We start from the raw sequence: 17,134 nt of genomic DNA on the forward strand, positions 1-17,134 counted from the left end.
CAGAAAAACCGCCGTAAGCCTCTTAAAACGATATCAAAAAGCTGCGCCCTTTTCTTCTTGGGGGAAGTGATCGGTTTGAGGTTGAGCGGACGGACGGCTTGGGGTAATGGTGTAAATAATTGACGTTCGTAAATATTGGTTTTAAAAATGTTCTCATAAAAAAAGCCAGCTCCAACAAAATAGAACTGGCTTAAATTAGCAAAAATAGAGGAGTTGATAAAAGCGTTTAATATTCAATGTCCATATCAAATAAATGCAGGTTATCTCCTATGACGCTTTCAGTTTCAGCTAAGTGGTCTTTTATGTAATTCAAATTGTATTCTAAATTATCTTTAAATTTTTCTTGGGTCAAGTAATGAAGTTTAGTAATAAATTTTTCTTGCGGAACTTCTAATTCCATGAAATTTTTTACTTTAGAAATTTCCCCCTTAACTTCACCTTTGATTTTACCTTTTTCAATACCTTTAGATTCACCCTCTTTATAAGCTTTTTCTGCTGTTTCTTGTATTAATTCTTCTTGGTCTTGTAATACGTCTTTTATGTATTGTTTTTGTTTCCAGTATAAAGCTTGTGTATCAGCATCCCATTTAGACATTTTCATAATTTCATATCCTTTTTTAATTATTTCATTTCTTTCAGGTTCGGTTTTTTGTTTATTACATTCTATTAAAAATTCTAGCCACTGTTCTTTTAAAGAGCTATCTTTATCTATTTTTTTATAATTCTCACTATTTCTAAATTTTGTTAATTCAAAAAACTTCCAGTGCATTTTATTATCTGGGTAAGGTTCATTAGTTTGTACAATTCTTGGTTCTATATCTATTTCAAATAACTTTTGTTTTTCAAAATCAGCTTTCCCAGTAAATACATTTTCTTTTGTTATAACAATAATATAGGTTTCTAGCATTTTTTCATTATACTGTTTACCTTCACCTTCCTTTACCTGACCAACTATAAGTTTTGCCATATATTCTTGTTCACGAGCTAAAAAACATTTTGTTTTTTGACCTTGCATTTCAATAGCTATTTTCTGACCATTAGCTGTAGTACACAAAACATCTACCGCACTTACTACTCCTAATTTAGTTTTTTCTTTAGAATATGGAATTACTGGTAATTCATTAGTATTTATTTCAACTGCTTTAATTTCTTTTTCACCTCTGAAATTCAATAAATTATTAAGTAAACTAATTAAAATTTCTTTGTTTTTGTCAGTACCGAATAACATTTTAAAAGTTATATCGTAAGTTGGGTCAGCAAAAATTTCCTCACCCTTTTCTATTTGAATTAGTTTTTCTGCTTTCATTAATTAACCTCAAATTTTAAATTGAATAAAAATGCACTAAAAAGTTATCACAAAAATTTGAATTAATAAAATGAAATATAAAACGCTTGACCAAAACCACCATATTATATATTGACTACCCTGTTAAAATATAGTATACTGGTTATGTAACAAAAACATAACGAATAGTTTTATGGGTATAGCTAAACCGCAAGAGTTCTTTAACTCTATAGACAACGTAAAATCTTTATCTACTCTCAAAAAGAAAATGAATGCAGAAAGAAGCTATTTAGAAAATCAATACAATACCGTAGCTAGTTTAAAAAACGGCTTTACGACCTATAGAAACTACTTAAAAGCTAATATAAGCACTGATAGGCTGATAGGCAAAAAACCTCTTATAAACTTGTTACTAGAGCAATTTAGGCTAACGGAAGAACAACAAGCTATATTCAATAGTAATAAGCGTGAAGATATAAAAAGTAATAAGTCGGAGCTAAGAGCTATTTATAATGTCGATAATTACCTAAACACGGCTAACGAGCTTTTAAACTCCGAATACTATCTTGATAAAATAATCGCTTTATGCGCTTTAACGGGTAGAAGAGCTGCGGAAATAGGTTCAACCGCAAATTTTGAATATCTAAATGATGACGAAGTAGTTTTTACGGGACAACTAAAAACTAAAACTAGAGAAGACGTACAACCTTACAACATACCGCTTCTTAGCGATAGTAAGGCAATAATAGAAACTCTAAAAGCTATTAGAGAGTTAAGACCTCGTTATGTAAATAAACCCGAACTATTCCATAGTGCTACTTCTAAAGACCTAAGCGTCAAAGTAAAAAAGCATTTTGACGGCTTGTTTGAAGGAACGCCTAGAATAAAAGACCTAAGAGCTATCTATGCTTTAATTTGTTTTACGGAGTTTCATAAAATACCCGCAAATAAGAAAGTAGACCGAGACGTATATTTTTCAAAAATACTGGGTCATAGCGAGAGTGATATTACTACTTGCGGTTCTTATGTTGATTTTTATATTCAGTAACTCACGAATAAGAGGTTAAAGATGTCTTATTATTCAAATCTAGACAACATTTTTGAGCAAGCACGCAGAACTATAGACTATAAGGGCAAAGTCAATTTTGTTCAAAATTTGTTACCTAACGGAAAGATGGAAAGCTACGAATGGGTGGCAATCAATCCTACCCGTATCGATAAAAAGCTCGGTAGTTTTAGAATTAATACTACAAGCGGCAAGTGGGCAGACTTTGCTACTGGCGATAAAGGCGGCGACTTAATCTCTCTTTATGCTTACCTAAAAGGAATTAGTAACTATAAAGCCGCTTGTGAAATAATGGGAGCGGAACCAAAAAGAAAGAAATACTAACACGTGAAAAACAACCGATATATGAGGGTGGTTATTATGAACGAAAAAGCAAAATTATACTTAGGCAACATACCGAAAGAAATTAGTAATGAATTTTCTAACTATGCCAAGCAACATGAAACAAAACAAAGCCAGCTCTTTATTGAAATTTGGAATAATTTTAAAAAGCATTACTTAGCTTTTGACGAACAAGAGCAAGTTTTAATAGAACAAGCGCTATCTATTGTCGATAAATCATTCGATGAGTTTGTTAAAAAAACAGTCTTAAAAGCCGTTAAAAGAACCATAGCCAATAAAGACTTACTATCTCAAGAAGTAGATATAAACAAACGTAATTCTTATCGCGCGGCTAGCTTAAGAGTAAAAGAAATAGTCGAAGAAATGATGGAGCAAAACGATACCGCACCTAATTGGTACGAGCGCAAATTTCTAAGCAAAAAAGCTATTGCCGACTATGCAAAAGTTAGAAAAATAAAGGTAAAAGGGGCGATGTCCTTAAACATGTCGGTTATCGAAAGATATCTAAATTCTTATAAAACAGAAATAGAGGAACATCATAAGAAATACGATCTATCAAAAGATCATAATTTAAAAGCTTATCACCATTTGTTAAACGTAAATAAAAAGGTAGAAAATGACCGAATTTATAATTGATCGCCTTGATCCAGAAATAAAACAGCTGATAATAGATAATTTGTTAAAAGGCACTTCTCAACGCAAAACAGCCGAGCAACTATACAAAGTAGGTGTTGTTATATCCGATATGTCTATAGGTCGTTGGTGGAAAGAAAACAAAGCTAAATATGAAAGTTCAATCGATATTGACGAGGACTTAGACGCGCGGCAATTAATAGCTTCTTTTATATCCGATCTTGATAAAAAGAACCTAAAAAATAAAGAAATCGAGCAAAGGTTATTGGCTCAAGAATTACTTAGAGAGTTGCTACTATTCTACTTGGTGGATATTCACAGACAAACTAAGTTAAAGCAGCAAAACCTACTCAATCATTATCCTATAGACTTAATAAGTTCTCTTAAAACTATAGCCGATCTTTACTTCAAGTTTAAAGATAGTAACGGCAGTCTAAAAGACGATGACGGCGAGTATATTTTTATATAATTAAAGGTGTTGTATGACTGCTGATAGACCTAAATTAACTTTATTTAAAAAACAGAAAAGCGAACCTAAAGTTACTGAAATCATTGAGGAAAAAACTGTTGAACCGATAGAAACTAGCGAACAACCGAAAACGGAAGAATTACCGAAAATAAAGGTAGTGGTATACGAACAGCAATGGTATCTCGATATTTTAAACCAGTTAAAAATTAGGTGCGCCAGAGCATTCCCCTCCAAAGGTAAACCCAAAGTAGCTTTAGCTATAGGTATACATAAAAAAATAGCAAAAAGGCTCGGTATAACCGAAGAATTAGCGAGTAAGTTTTGTAAGTATTATTGCAAAACATTATCATACAAAGCTATCTGTATAGACGGAGCAATTAGGTATAGTTTAAAAGGTAACCCAAAAGGAATTGTCGGTGAACCACCGAAAAAAGCTGCTAATAAGAAACCTGTTGTTGAACACAAGAAAGATACTGAACAACAACAAGTCGCTAATTAAATATTAAAAGGTGAATAGTTAAAGATTTAGTCGAGACTACAGATCGTAGCCTCGTTATTTTAGACCTAAAACAAGTATATTGGTTTTCTGGTTGTGATTACAATATAAGCCTAAAAGTTTAAAAAACACTTAATTTAAACAACTTATATAATAATTTTTATCATTATTGAAAGGTATATCAACATGGTTTTTGAAATCAACGATCTTAATTTCAATATCGCTATTGATAGATTGATTAAGCTAATACACAGAAACTTTAAATACAAAATATCTTTAGCTATAAAAATTATTAGCGATGAAAGCAGTTTCACTCCTAAAGAACTTGCTTTTGAACTGTATAAAAGAAAAATTTTAAAAAGTGAAAATCACTATATCTCAAATGTTTAGAATGTGTAATTTAAGATACAACTTGAAGTTTATTTTTTTGTTGTAGTGATTTTTTAATTAACATGCTTAAAATATAGGTATCTAATTAATCCAGAGGTATTTTTTATGAATGATTTGTTATGAAAGAAGATGAAAAGAATGTTAAATCTAAGGGAATGGGAGAATTGCAATTTTTTTGTACTATAACGTTTCTTAGTATAGTTATTAATATTTTTTTTATTAATCGATTTATCATTAGTAGACCTGTTTCTTGGCATACATACTTTATTATATTTTTAAGTTTATTTTATCAACATTTTGTTTTACATGATATATATAGGCAATTTTTTCTTAAAGTTAAATCTACGGATAGATTGAAAAGTTTTTTATTAGTATTACTATTTTTTTTAACTGTTGGGGATGTAATAATTGATATAAAATACAACTCTTTTTTATTATCACGTTTTGTTAAAAGATTGTTTTTTGATATTTTAATAATATTATTTACATGGACTATCTTGGTTTGGTTTGAAAAAAGAAGAAATAAAAAACAACTATTAAACATATAAATCAACTACTTTTTAAACTTTTTAGCTTATAATACGAACATAACCAGAAAGTAAACATGTTTGCTTTAGGTCTAAAATAACGAGGCTACGTTTTGTAGCCTCGACTAGTAATTTTTACGACTTACTAATCTTTTAAATATTTATTGCCCTCTTTAATTCTCAAGTATAAATCAAAAATAACCTTTAATAAGTTAATCAGCTCAAAGAATAGCGATATAACAAAAATGATACTAAATTAACTAAAACGTGTTTTTTGAGTTACAACTTTTGGTTTTAGTAAATTCTATTTTAAAAAAGTAAATATTACTAACTTATTTCAATTTAAAATATAATTCTTACAATTTAAGAGTGTAGTTTTATGAAAAAAATTGACGAAACACCTATTATTTATACAAAGACAAATACTAACCAGAAAAAATGTGATCTTGTTGAAGATTTAGGAGGAAATAAATATCAACTATGTAGAGAACCTCAAAAAACAATAACAACAGGTTTTAATAAACTTTCTAAACCTACATTTGTTGTAGATAGTATAGATACGTTTAATAATAAACCTGTAGAGATAAAACAGTTTTATAATCCAAGCCCATTAGATTATTCGCCTTATAACAGTTTACCTACTTCTTATAAGCCTACTCCTCAACAATCTATACAACAATATCCTTCTAAACTTCCTTTTGAGATTGACATGGACTTTGAAAATAAAGAGTTTATGCGGTTAGGGCCAGAAAAATATCAATCACGGTCTTATGTTATCAGTGCTTTATGCAAGGTAAAACAAGGGGAATTAAATACTTCTTCTCCTTTTCCACCGATTACCGATATTACACTCGAGCACTTAAGAAATGGTATTGAAGAAGCTCTTAAATCTACTGAAGGAATAGTTGATATTGCACTACATGCTGAGTTCGGAGTTCTTGCTGGAAGTTTTGCTGGTATGATTATTGGTATAAAATTAGGAGGTAATCCTTATGTTATTGGTGGTTTGACAGTGCTAGGAGGCATATTAGGCGCAATTAGATTTGGTTTAATCGGTCTAGGAGATGTTGGTATGTACGGAGGAGCAGAAACTATAGGAGAAGTTATTAAAGCGCAAGAAAAATTAAAGAGTCAAGAGCCAGTTTCTCAAAAGAAAAATGAAGTTTTAAATACTAATAAACTTTACAAAGGAGAATATGGTTTACTGGGGAAATTAGATATACAAGGAATCACTGGACACGGATATACTCCTCGTACGGAAGAAGCGCATGTTTATGATAGTAACGACAATTTAGTTAAAATTCCAGTTTCTCCTAAGCGTATGGCTGTGTGGTTAAATGATTTAAAAAATAATCCAGGTAGATTTGAAACTACTTTTTACGATAAAAAAATGTGGTCGAGACCTTCTTATGATCCTTATATGAAACGCATATAACTGGGTATTTCTTCATAATAGCGCAACAAATAATATCGTAATTTTATCTAAATTAGAAATTTATAATGAAGAGTAAAACAGACGAACTCACGGAAAAAGCTTTTTATCATGCAATGAATTTTTTTAAGTCTAATGATAGAGGAGTAGACAATCAAAGAGTATGCGTTAAACAATTGATGGAAATAACGGGGTTTGACTTTGATACGTGCCTAAAAATACAAAATCCAATTTTAGATTTTTATATGCAAGTTGATATGAGAAATATAGGTCAATCCGTTATAGAAAATAACCTACGGATGGTTACTCAATCTATTCATAATCACTTATTAGGTTTACAATCAGACCATATATCTATCGAAAAACCTATCGTTAGCGATACTTATATCGGTAGTGATACATATAAAAATATAATAGCAAAAACATCTAGTCCAACGCATGGTTATCTTCTTAGCGATATAAGAACGATAGATATTAGCAAAGCAGGGCTAAAAGACCATGATATAGGAGTATTAGTAAAAAACTTGCAGTATCAATTGTTAAATTTAGATAAGTTTGATGTTAGTCATAATCAATTAGGTTACAGTTCGGTTGAGAATTTGTTTTATACCTTTCGTTTAGGTTCTCCAACTGCTACATACAATATCAAGTATATGAATTTATCTAATAATCAAATAGACGATGATGGTGTCAAATATATCTCTTCTCATTTAAGTGCGGGACTACATCCTAATTTAAGATGTTTAGATGTTACAGGTAATAATTTAAGTTATGGAATGTGTATTGAAATAAGTAAAATCGTTCAAAGTATAGAACAAAATATCAAAATTTTAGTTAATAGATTATTCAGCATAGACACTATAATACAAGGTGGCAAAAAACAAAGTGATTTAGCATTTGGTTCAAAAGAAGAAAAGCAAACTATTATAAAAGAATATCTTAAACATGCTCAAAAGAATGGTGTTGATATTCAAAATGTTGCTGTAAGTAAGGATATTTTTGATAAAATAATAAACAATTATAATTTAGGAAAAAATTTTGTTATTGGATTTACAAAATGTAAAATAGTGCCGAAAAATTTTACTGCTTTTGTTGAAGACAAAATTATAGCTCGCGTATCTCCTTTTGTTTCGGAAATAAAAACAATTACCGATAATGCGTCATGTTATTTTGAAACTTTTGATAAAAGTATTTCTTCACAAGAAGGTATTCAATTTATGTTGGATACTGGAATTGTAACTACAACAGAGTTATTAGGAAATGTGGAATAATATTTATAATTTATTATTTAATAAATTTTTTACTTTTAAAGGTCGTAGCGATAGAAAAGAATATATATTAAAATCATTATTATTTATTCTATGTTTTATAATATGGTCGTATTCTGGAAATTTTAGTAGTAACAACAACTTTTTATTAAAATTGTACGAAATAATAATTTTTATTCTTTTACTAATTATGTTTTTACAATCAATTCCATTAAATGTAAGAAGATTGCATGATGTTAATTGTAGTGGATGGTGGACATTAATTTCATTTATACCTTTCGGCCAACCTGTGATGCTATTTCTTATGATCATAAAAGGAACTTCTGGCACTAACAAATATGGTGAAGAACCTACGTATGAACTACCAACCTAAATAAAATCGGTAGTTCTCAAGTCTAAATATTTGATATATCGTCAATATCATTACAAGCATCAACTTCTTTCACTTCTGATTTTACTTCGCTTTTAGCATCTTTTACTAAACCAACTATTACACTACCAATAAAACTTGTGATGCTACTCAAGAACAATGCGCTAGCATGTAATTTATCAGTAGTGCTATTAGAAATTATGTACGCAATATAACTAGTTAACAATAATAAGTAGACCAATACCGCACGATAGAAAAACACAACATTACTCAACCTTAAATGGTTTAAGGTCGTTCTTCCATTTGTTTGCAATCTCTTGGTTTTCTTTGATTAATTCATTCCAATTATTAAACAGATACTCATTAAGCTTGTTAATGCAGAAAATGTTATCAAGTAACCTTTCGTTGATATCTTGAACCATTTTGCTTGGTACAAGTCTAAACTCATTATCGGTTTTGTTGGTTATTAAGTTGGATAGTTCAGTGATAGAAGAGAAAGAAGAAATTTGCTTTAATTCTTCTGCGGTAAATATAATTTGATTAGACACAATCAATCTCCTTAGCCAAGTTAAAATGGTGCTAGGAGGCTTGTAAAAGTCATTGAAAACAATAACTACCCGTTGTACTTCATGTAAAACACTTATAACAACAGACCCCTAGCAAAAAAAGCCAGAGGCTAAACAGATTGATTTTGCAATGATGTTTACAAGTCATCACTAACCTTGAAACTATATAATGTTTAATTAGGAACGGCAAGAAAACTATAGGTAGAATTGAGTATGATTTTAAACGCTTAAATTACAAAAAAGTTATTTTTTTAATAAAATTTATGAAAATTAAACGAAATATTTTTTTTGTTGAAATTATTATAAATAAGAAGTAAGCTCAATTCTCATCATTTGTTCGTATAAGAACAAATGACAAGAAAGGAGTTTTTTTGTGAAACGACTTTTGAATTGTTATTAATTTATGTTTTAGCGGACTTAGTTAATAACGGAAAGTATTAAATAAAATAATGAAAACTAAATGTAAAGTAAATAATAATTTTGTAGATACCGCAGCAACAGCTTTGTTGTAGTTGTATTATAGCAAAATTCTTATTTCTTTACAAGTATAAACAGTCTAAAATTACATTATTATATACGTTCTAAACTTAGTCAATCGTACTAAGTAGTTCAAAGTTCCTCTTCATAAAAAGCTTCTAGTTTTTAATCATTAAAAATTATGAGGCGTTATGGCTAATTTATCTAATATTCAAAAAGAAACAATAACAACAGAAGAAAATTTAACTCCTGAAGAAATACAAGAGCTAATCCATCCGTCCGAGGATGAACCAAATGCACAACATCCTTTAACTAAGCGTTTTTACTTAGCCGAGGACGTAGTCGGCAAACAAATAGAAGGTATCCCTCTAATCACTATCGATAGCACTAAGGATTACAACGAAAAGTTTGGTTGCGTGCCAGATTATTATTTTTCTTACTTTAACGGAAACGGAGATTTTGTTTTTTATATAACTCGTTACAACAAAGAAAACACTAAAAGCGGAAAAAAAGAGACTAGACCCCTAAGATTTAACAAAGATAAGAACAAGTGGTGGAAGTCTTTAAATAAGGAAGAAACCAGACCTTTATATAATCTGTTAGAGTTAAAGCAACGCCCTAATGCAAAAGTAATAGTGGTAGAAGGCGAGTTGAAAGCTGAAATCGCAAAGGATTTATTCCCTGAATGCGTTATCGTTGCTTCTTCATTCGGTGGTAAAGCTTTTTCTAAAACAGATTGGTCCGAATTAAAGAATAGAGAAGTGGTAATAGCTCCAGATAATGATAAAACGGGAACGGAATACGGCGAAGCGGTCATAAAACAACTAAAGAAAAACAGAGCCGCTAAAATTGAGTTGTTACTACCAAAAACCTTAGGGCAATACATTATCCAAAATAACAAGTGGGTCAAAAGAGACGGGGAAGTACCGCCGAAATATGACGTAGCAAACGCAGTAGCGGACGGATGGACTAGAGAACTTGTGCAAAAAGCTATGGTTGAGTTTAGATCGTTCTTTACTCCGATAGTAACAAATGAATTTATAGAAGATACTGAGAATGTTTATGAGAATGAAGAAGTTTTAAGGTTAGGAAATTATACCTTTAAGCTTGGAGGTAAAACTCTGTTTTTGGAACATATAATCAAAGAAAAGCCCCTTTATGATGCTGGTGGAAATATAAACGATCTCGGCTTAGTTATAAAGACCAAGCAGGTTTGGATACCTTTAAGCGGTCATGTAAAAGTAACTCACCTTATTAGAGATATCGAGAGTAATAACTGGGGGCTGCTTGTAAATATGATTGATATAGACGGCAGAGAAAAAGATATCGTTATTCACAAAAAGGATTTAGCTACCGACAAATCGACTATGGAACTATTGCTAGGTAGAGGCTTACGAATTAACAAGCTTAAAAAGGTTGTAGGTAACTTGTTAATGGGGGAAATCTTACACGATTATCTTAATACCAGCGCTCCTGACAAAAGAGCAATAGGCTCTGAAAAAGTAGGGTGGAACAGTAGCAGTTACCTCATGCCTTACGTAAACAATCCAAGAAATGCTTATCACATAGCCAACAACGCCCCTAAAGAAGATTTTGTTTTACAATCTCACTCCTCGACTTCAAGAAAACTAGAAAAGCGTGGAACTTTAGAAAGTTGGCAGCAAGAAATAGGAAAATATGCGGAAGATAACCACGTATTAGAATTTGTAGCCAGTGCCGCTTTTACCGCTCCGTTACTTGAACCTACAAACCAAGAAGGCTTTGCTATTCTTCTTTGCGGAAATTCTAGCATAGGAAAAAGCACCGCACTATCTGTAGCTAATTCAATTTGGGGAAGCGGCAAGCCTTCTTCTTTTAGAATTACCGATAATGCGGCAGAAAGTTTGCTAAAGAATTGCAATGACGGCTTAGTTACTCTTGATGAGTTGGGACAGGCTCAAGCGTCCTCTTTAGGTGATATAATTTATATGATTACCAACGGCATAGGTAAGGGCAGAGCTAAGAAAAACGGCGAAGCTCAAGCGGTTTCTGCATTTAAAGTTGTGGTGATAGCTAGCGGTGAAGTTGGTGCGGAAGGAAAACTAGCCGAGAAAGGAAAGAGTGTTACGGCAGGACAAAGCGTAAGGTTGATAGACTTAAACGCTGTAATGGAACACGGAATTTTTAATACCTTGCATCATTTTAACAGCGGCAGTGAATTATCCGACCATCTCAAGAAAGCTAGCGTTGATAATCAAGGTGTGGTTATCGATGAATTTTTGAAATATATAACCGCTAATTTTGATGAGGTGTTAGAAGAAATAAAAAACGGCATTGAGCGTTGGCTATCCGAATGCTGCCCTAAAACTAACAACGGGCAAATTCTGAGAGTGGCTCACAAATTCGCTTTAATCGGTGTTGTAGGCGAAATCGCAATTAAAGCTCTCATACTTCCTTTTAAACAAGCAGCTTGCGTAAAAGCCGCTGAAGTAATGTTTAACAAATGGTTAGAAGGCAGAGGCGGTGAGCGTTCGCACGAGCTAACACAAATTATAAGGAATTTAAAAGTTCTGCTAGGCGAAGGTATTAATAGATTTCTCAATGTTGACGGCACGGAAGAGGGGAAGAATATAAAAACGGCTGGTTATAAAAGGATAGCCTCGGTAAGTGATGAGCAGGATATCTCGCAAGAAGCGTTAGAAGAAGCGTATATACTTCCTACTGTTTTTGATAGCGAGGTACTAGAAGGAAAAAGTCGCAAGCTGTTTATACCCGAGTTGGTAAGCTTAGGAATTTTAAAAATTGATAATAAAGACGGACAATTTACAAATTCCGTAAGAATTGCCAAGCAAGGAAAAAAAAGAGCATTCGTAATTATCCCTTCTGCGCTTGAGGAGTTAAGTTTATGAGTAGGTTAAAAGCAGAAGTTAATAATGGTTATTGGGATAAGGTTTGGAGTGAGTTTAAATCTGGCAAAAAAGAAGAATTAGCAAAACCTCAACAACAAAAAGAAGAGACGGCAAGCAAGGTCGTCTCTTTAACTAAGTATAGACTACCATCGCAGCAAAAATCAGACTTACCGCTTGATGAACTCGAGTTTTTACTTGAAGAGCGCGCGTCTATTTTAAGTGTAGACCAAAACTTACCTTGCGACTGGGCAAAGACTATTACCAAAACAAGAGCGATAACAAGCTTGCAGCATTTTAGTTTTTTAGAACTACAAGAATTAAAGCTTAGTCTTGAGTATTGGTGTAGCGATGAGTTTAAGATAATAAGAAGCTTTATAGAAGCTGATTGGAGCTTAATTGATATATTCGGTTGCAATGGTAGCGCGCCGACTAAAGTACATGCTCAAAAGGGCTTGTTATTGCTTTTTGAAGGTAGTTTTAGAATAACCAGCGTATCCAGCAAAAGTATTGAGTATAGCGGTAGGTTCGGAGCAAAATGTACTTACTTTGGAATAAAAGCTTATAAGGATGGTATGGGGCTTGTTGGTGAGGTTTAGAGATTAAATATACTTCTTTAATTTTTCTATTATAGACTTTACTTCTTCATCGGCTAAACAGCCTAATTTAGCTAGTATAAGGCTACAATCCAGTGAGAAGATTTTTAGTCTTATTTTAGAAGCGGAAGGAAGACCAGCAACTTCAAGATTTACAATGTTTATATCGTCTTTCCAACTTGTTTGTTTAGTACTTGTAATCATAGCGAGTATACAGTGTTCGTAATTTATTTGATATTCGCTTGAAGAAATAACTAACGCAGGTCTTTTTTTACTAGCTGCTTTATCGGTAAAAGGAAAAGAAACCTTTACTATATCAAATTTATTATAAATCACTGTAAGCTTCTTCGTCTTCTTGAGATAACCATTCTGGAAGTGTTCTTGACAAAGAGTCTAAATATTCGTGATCGGTATAAGGCAATTTCTGTACTGTTACCTTGCCCTCTTCAATCTTAAACCTTATTCTGTCCCCCTTGTTTAAATGCAAAAAGCTTCTTACTTCGGTGGGAATAGTGGCTTGATATTTTTCAGTGACTTTAGAAGCTAACATAATTTATTATTTGGTATACAGTATGCGTAATACTAATATTTTTAGGTATTTAAAACAATATCAATTTATTTTAATCTAAATTCTTATCGACTTCGTCTGCACTTAAGTTAGCTATTTCAGGTGGTTTACTAAAATTGACCACTACTTTCATCGGCTTAGGCGTTACGTCCTTAGTAGTTACGTTAAGGTCTTGTTTTTCAGACCAGCCAGCTTGAGTTTTTAGGTAAAATATTATGGATGTAGTATCGTTCTTGTTGATGTTTTCCATTAATTTACTAGCTACATGCTCAATACTTTTTGCTTTTCCTTTTTTATAGGCGGTAAAAACGGCGAAATCTCTATCTCTAATCTCTCTAAAAGTCCTTTCGCATATACCGAAATAATCTGCTATTTGTTGTATTGTTAAGTTTCTTGCTAAATCTTCAACCTTAGCTATTTGCTCATCGTTAAAAACAATCTTATGTCTTCCTGTTTCTTTATTACTCATGTCTAATCTGTCTTTTGCTTTTCATCGTTTGCTACTTCAAAAACAAAATCAGGCAGCTTTTCGGTTAGCGTTACATCGCTTTCTGCTTTGTCTTTTTGTCCTAAATACTGCTTACCTAGCCATATTTGCATTGGTACGCTACCAGCATTAGCAGATTGCCATTGGATGCGTCTCAAACTAATCTTTCCAGTGTTTAAATACTTTTTATAGTATGCGGAAAAACTATCGTATCCGACTTCAACAATTCTTGCCGTTAAAGTTTTGTCATCAATCTCAAAAAAATTGCAAATCTCGTCTCTGGTACAATTTAGCTCGCAAAGTTTTTGCAACACGTCAAAATCAATTTCTTTTCTAGGCCTTCCGCCCTTATTTTTCTCAGCTGTACTCATATTTTTATATCATAATTTAATATAACTATTATATCATATTTTGGTACTGTAACAACGCAAAAAACCTTATACATTAAGGGGTTACAAGTAAAACTTTCATTCTTTCTAAATAGTATTGCGCCGACTTCCGAGCCGTCCGTCCGCTCAACCTCAAACCGATCACTTCCCCCAAGAAGAAAAGGGCGCAGCTTTTTGATATCGTTTTAAGAGGCTTACGGCGGTTTTTCTGCGAGCTATTTAAGTCTTTAGTCCATTTGTCCATTTGTAAGTTTTGACCTCTGTATAGCTTTCTAATCGGCTACATTTTCTATCATTTCATAAAAGCATTGTTTGAGTTGTGTCAAAATTCCTCTGTGTTCCTTGTTATATAAGAGTTTTAGGGAATTTAGCCTTATTATTATGCGGTTATGTGTTTTAAGTAAAAAATGGCTTGTAAGCCTTATATTTATTACTGTTACTGGTGGTACTGCTTTTTCTTAAAAACAAGATTACCTCACCAAAATTTCCCTTTTTTCTTTATGTTGAAATATATATTTTAATATAAGTTGATACAAACACCTCAACCAGTATACTAAAATTTAAAACCAGTGTACGCTAAAAAGTGATTTTTTTTAGAAAAAAGTAACGCCTGTAAAAAAAAAAGAAAAAGTGAGGTTAGTTTTCCATACATTATTGTTTTTTACCAGTACCACCAGTACCACAAAAAAAAAAAAGTCTTCTAAACCTTTTTTAATAAGGTCTCTAGCTGGTACTGGTAGTACCAGTACCAGAAGAACATTTACCAGTACCACCAGTACCAACCATTGCACAACAGCTTTTTCTAATTTCAATAAAACCATCAACTAGAACATTGCTTAAATAATTTTTAAAACCTCAAGTGTTGCATCAACAAAAAGTGGCATTTTTTAGCATATTTTTGAGCAGCCAAAATGCAAAAACCTTAATAACAAGGAGTTACGAGATAATGAAGCATTGCGTTGCATGCAACACTCGATTAGAGGTAAATTTTATTTATATAGCGGCAATTTTTTTGAGAAAAACAATTTTACAGCGAGCGATTTTTAAAGCGATGATATCTCTATAAAAATGCGGATGATAAGAAAATGCAAAAACCACGAAAATCACCCCCATTCTTTTTTTTTTCTAAATTTTAACCCATTGTTTAAAAGGCATACAAGAAAAATCACCAGTCTTATATAAATTTGCACAGTGTCATACACATAATAATATACATACATTTGCATCCTACTTACCATCAATACTACACTATTGCTAAATTTTTAAACTAGTGTACGAAATTATTGCATACTAGTACGAAATTATTAAACAAGTGTATGAAAAATGCAAGGTATTACAAGAAAGCTTTATCCTACTACAATAATATAGCACACTGGTTTCATAATTTAACCAACCCACAAAAAGCAAGCAAAAAAGTTGTCACCCGTCTCAAAACCCGTATTTAGCCACCCCCTTAAACTCTAACCATCCCCTTACATTATAGTACACCCCTCAGTCTTATAAGACTGAGGGGTGTACTATAATGTAAGGGGATGGTTAGAGTTTAAGGGGGTGGCTAAATACGGGTTTTGAGACGGGTGACAACTTTTTTGCTTGCTTTTTGTGGGTTGGTTAAATTATGAAACCAGTGTGCTATATTATTGTAGTAGGATAAAGCTTTCTTGTAATACCTTGCATTTTTCATACACTTGTTTAATAATTTCGTACTAGTATGCAATAATTTCGTACACTAGTTTAAAAATTTAGCAATAGTGTAGTATTGATGGTAAGTAGGATGCAAATGTATGTATATTATTATGTGTATGACACTGTGCAAATTTATATAAGACTGGTGATTTTTCTTGTATGCCTTTTAAACAATGGGTTAAAATTTAGAAAAAAAAAAGAATGGGGGTGATTTTCGTGGTTTTTGCATTTTCTTATCATCCGCATTTTTATAGAGATATCATCGCTTTAAAAATCGCTCGCTGTAAAATTGTTTTTCTCAAAAAAATTGCCGCTATATAAATAAAATTTACCTCTAATCGAGTGTTGCATGCAACGCAATGCTTCATTATCTCGTAACTCCTTGTTATTAAGGTTTTTGCATTTTGGCTGCTCAAAAATATGCTAAAAAATGCCACTTTTTGTTGATGCAACACTTGAGGTTTTAAAAATTATTTAAGCAATGTTCTAGTTGATGGTTTTATTGAAATTAGAAAAAGCTGTTGTGCAATGGTTGGTACTGGTGGTACTGGTAAATGTTCTTCTGGTACTGGTACTACCAGTACCAGCTAGAGACCTTATTAAAAAAGGTTTAGAAGACTTTTTTTTTTTTGTGGTACTGGTGGTACTGGTAAAAAACAATAATGTATGGAAAACTAACCTCACTTTTTCTTTTTTTTTTACAGGCGTTACTTTTTTCTAAAAAAAATCACTTTTTAGCGTACACTGGTTTTAAATTTTAGTATACTGGTTGAGGTGTTTGTATCAACTTATATTAAAATATATATTTCAACATAAAGAAAAAAGGGAAATTTTGGTGAGGTAATCTTGTTTTTAAGAAAAAGCAGTACCACCAGTAACAGTAATAAATATAAGGCTTACAAGCCATTTTTTACTTAAAACACATAACCGCATAATAATAAGGCTAAATTCCCTAAAACTCTTATATAACAAGGAACACAGAGGAATTTTGACACAACTCAAACAATGCTTTTATGAAATGATAGAAAATGTAGCCGATTAGAAAGCTATACAGAGGTCAAAACTTACAAATGGACAAATGGACTAAAGACTTAAATAGCTCGCAGAAAAACCGCCGTAAGCCTCTTAAAACGATATCAAAAAGCTGCGCCCTTTTCTTCTTGGGGGAAGTGATCGGTTTGAGGTTGAGCGGACGGACGGCT

Annotated in this window: 20 protein-coding genes; 12 read left to right on the forward strand and 8 right to left on the reverse strand. The window is 32.1% G+C overall.

Annotation, left to right across the window (positions count from 1 at the left end; genetic code table 11):
• Positions 1-226 precede the first annotated feature (226 nt).
• Positions 227-1,306, reverse strand: coding sequence for an Rpn family recombination-promoting nuclease/putative transposase (locus Trichorick_RS07145; protein ID WP_323738992.1), 1,080 nt, complete (start codon positions 1,304-1,306; stop codon positions 227-229).
• Positions 1,307-1,478: 172 nt separating this feature from the next.
• Between Trichorick_RS07145 and Trichorick_RS07150 the strand changes: the two genes are divergently transcribed.
• From Trichorick_RS07150 to Trichorick_RS07190, 9 genes are all read left to right on the forward strand, one after another.
• The gene (locus Trichorick_RS07150) at positions 1,479-2,333 is read left to right on the forward strand and encodes a protelomerase family protein (RefSeq protein ID WP_323738993.1); all 855 of its coding nucleotides are present in this window, start codon (positions 1,479-1,481) and stop codon (positions 2,331-2,333) included.
• Between the two features lie 21 nt (positions 2,334-2,354).
• Entirely contained in the window at positions 2,355-2,675 is a 321-nt protein-coding gene (locus tag Trichorick_RS07155) for a hypothetical protein (RefSeq protein ID WP_323738994.1), read from the forward strand.
• Between the two features lie 36 nt (positions 2,676-2,711).
• Entirely contained in the window at positions 2,712-3,329 is a 618-nt protein-coding gene (locus Trichorick_RS07160; RefSeq protein ID WP_323738995.1) for a hypothetical protein, read from the forward strand.
• Positions 3,310-3,795: a hypothetical protein gene (locus Trichorick_RS07165; protein WP_323738996.1), complete on the forward strand. Its 486-nt coding sequence runs from the start codon at positions 3,310-3,312 to the stop codon at positions 3,793-3,795. The genes Trichorick_RS07160 and Trichorick_RS07165 overlap by 20 nt, the downstream gene beginning before the upstream one ends.
• 13 nt (positions 3,796-3,808) lie before the next feature.
• Positions 3,809-4,294, forward strand: a complete 486-nt coding sequence (locus tag Trichorick_RS07170) for a ProQ/FINO family protein (RefSeq protein WP_323738997.1) — start codon at positions 3,809-3,811, stop codon at positions 4,292-4,294.
• Positions 4,295-4,800: 506 nt separating this feature from the next.
• The gene (locus Trichorick_RS07175; RefSeq protein ID WP_323738998.1) at positions 4,801-5,229 is read left to right on the forward strand and encodes a hypothetical protein; all 429 of its coding nucleotides are present in this window, start codon (positions 4,801-4,803) and stop codon (positions 5,227-5,229) included.
• Positions 5,230-5,587: 358 nt separating this feature from the next.
• Positions 5,588-6,643, forward strand: a complete 1,056-nt coding sequence (locus tag Trichorick_RS07180) for a hypothetical protein (RefSeq protein WP_323738999.1) — start codon at positions 5,588-5,590, stop codon at positions 6,641-6,643.
• Between the two features lie 65 nt (positions 6,644-6,708).
• Complete coding sequence (locus Trichorick_RS07185) at positions 6,709-7,911, forward strand: leucine-rich repeat domain-containing protein (protein ID WP_323739000.1); 1,203 nt, start codon at positions 6,709-6,711, stop codon at positions 7,909-7,911.
• Positions 7,901-8,281: a DUF805 domain-containing protein gene (locus Trichorick_RS07190; RefSeq protein ID WP_323739001.1), complete on the forward strand. Its 381-nt coding sequence runs from the start codon at positions 7,901-7,903 to the stop codon at positions 8,279-8,281. Before Trichorick_RS07185 ends, Trichorick_RS07190 begins: the two co-directional genes overlap by 11 nt.
• Before the next feature lie 22 nt (positions 8,282-8,303).
• On the opposite strand, the gene Trichorick_RS07195 is transcribed toward Trichorick_RS07190, so the two are convergent.
• On the reverse strand, positions 8,304-8,540 hold the full coding sequence (locus tag Trichorick_RS07195; protein ID WP_323739002.1) for a hypothetical protein: 237 nt from the start codon (positions 8,538-8,540) through the stop codon (positions 8,304-8,306).
• A gap of 4 nt (positions 8,541-8,544) precedes the next feature.
• Positions 8,545-8,826 carry a hypothetical protein gene (locus tag Trichorick_RS07200; RefSeq protein WP_323739003.1) on the reverse strand — a complete coding sequence of 94 codons (282 nt, stop codon included), beginning with the start codon at positions 8,824-8,826 and terminating at the stop codon, positions 8,545-8,547.
• A 686-nt stretch (positions 8,827-9,512) separates the two neighbouring features.
• Here Trichorick_RS07200 and Trichorick_RS07205 point away from each other — a divergent pair.
• A complete protein-coding gene (locus Trichorick_RS07205) occupies positions 9,513-12,209 on the forward strand; it encodes a DUF927 domain-containing protein (RefSeq protein WP_323738985.1) in 2,697 nt (898 codons plus the stop codon).
• Positions 12,206-12,805, forward strand: a complete 600-nt coding sequence (locus Trichorick_RS07210; RefSeq protein ID WP_323738986.1) for a hypothetical protein — start codon at positions 12,206-12,208, stop codon at positions 12,803-12,805. The genes Trichorick_RS07205 and Trichorick_RS07210 overlap by 4 nt, the downstream gene beginning before the upstream one ends.
• A gap of 3 nt (positions 12,806-12,808) precedes the next feature.
• On the opposite strand, the gene Trichorick_RS07215 is transcribed toward Trichorick_RS07210, so the two are convergent.
• The 5 genes from Trichorick_RS07215 to Trichorick_RS07235 all read right to left on the reverse strand — a co-directional run bounded on the left by Trichorick_RS07215 (position 12,809) and on the right by Trichorick_RS07235 (position 15,067).
• The gene (locus tag Trichorick_RS07215; RefSeq protein WP_323738987.1) at positions 12,809-13,138 is read right to left on the reverse strand and encodes a type II toxin-antitoxin system PemK/MazF family toxin; all 330 of its coding nucleotides are present in this window, start codon (positions 13,136-13,138) and stop codon (positions 12,809-12,811) included.
• On the reverse strand, positions 13,128-13,352 hold the full coding sequence (locus tag Trichorick_RS07220; RefSeq protein ID WP_323738988.1) for an AbrB/MazE/SpoVT family DNA-binding domain-containing protein: 225 nt from the start codon (positions 13,350-13,352) through the stop codon (positions 13,128-13,130). The genes Trichorick_RS07215 and Trichorick_RS07220 overlap by 11 nt, the downstream gene beginning before the upstream one ends.
• A gap of 70 nt (positions 13,353-13,422) precedes the next feature.
• Complete coding sequence (locus Trichorick_RS07225) at positions 13,423-13,839, reverse strand: helix-turn-helix domain-containing protein (RefSeq protein ID WP_323738989.1); 417 nt, start codon at positions 13,837-13,839, stop codon at positions 13,423-13,425.
• Positions 13,840-13,841: 2 nt separating this feature from the next.
• Positions 13,842-14,228: a hypothetical protein gene (locus Trichorick_RS07230; protein WP_323738990.1), complete on the reverse strand. Its 387-nt coding sequence runs from the start codon at positions 14,226-14,228 to the stop codon at positions 13,842-13,844.
• Positions 14,229-14,839: 611 nt separating this feature from the next.
• Positions 14,840-15,067 (reverse strand): hypothetical protein, encoded by a 228-nt coding sequence (locus Trichorick_RS07235; protein WP_323738991.1) that lies wholly within the window; start codon positions 15,065-15,067, stop codon positions 14,840-14,842.
• A gap of 1,358 nt (positions 15,068-16,425) precedes the next feature.
• Here Trichorick_RS07235 and Trichorick_RS07240 point away from each other — a divergent pair.
• A complete protein-coding gene (locus Trichorick_RS07240; protein WP_323738991.1) occupies positions 16,426-16,653 on the forward strand; it encodes a hypothetical protein in 228 nt (75 codons plus the stop codon).
• The last annotated feature ends 481 nt before the right edge of the window (positions 16,654-17,134 follow it).

It is taken from the genome of Candidatus Trichorickettsia mobilis (genome assembly GCF_034366785.1).
GTDB classification, from domain to species: Bacteria; Pseudomonadota; Alphaproteobacteria; order Rickettsiales; family Rickettsiaceae; genus Trichorickettsia; species Trichorickettsia mobilis_A.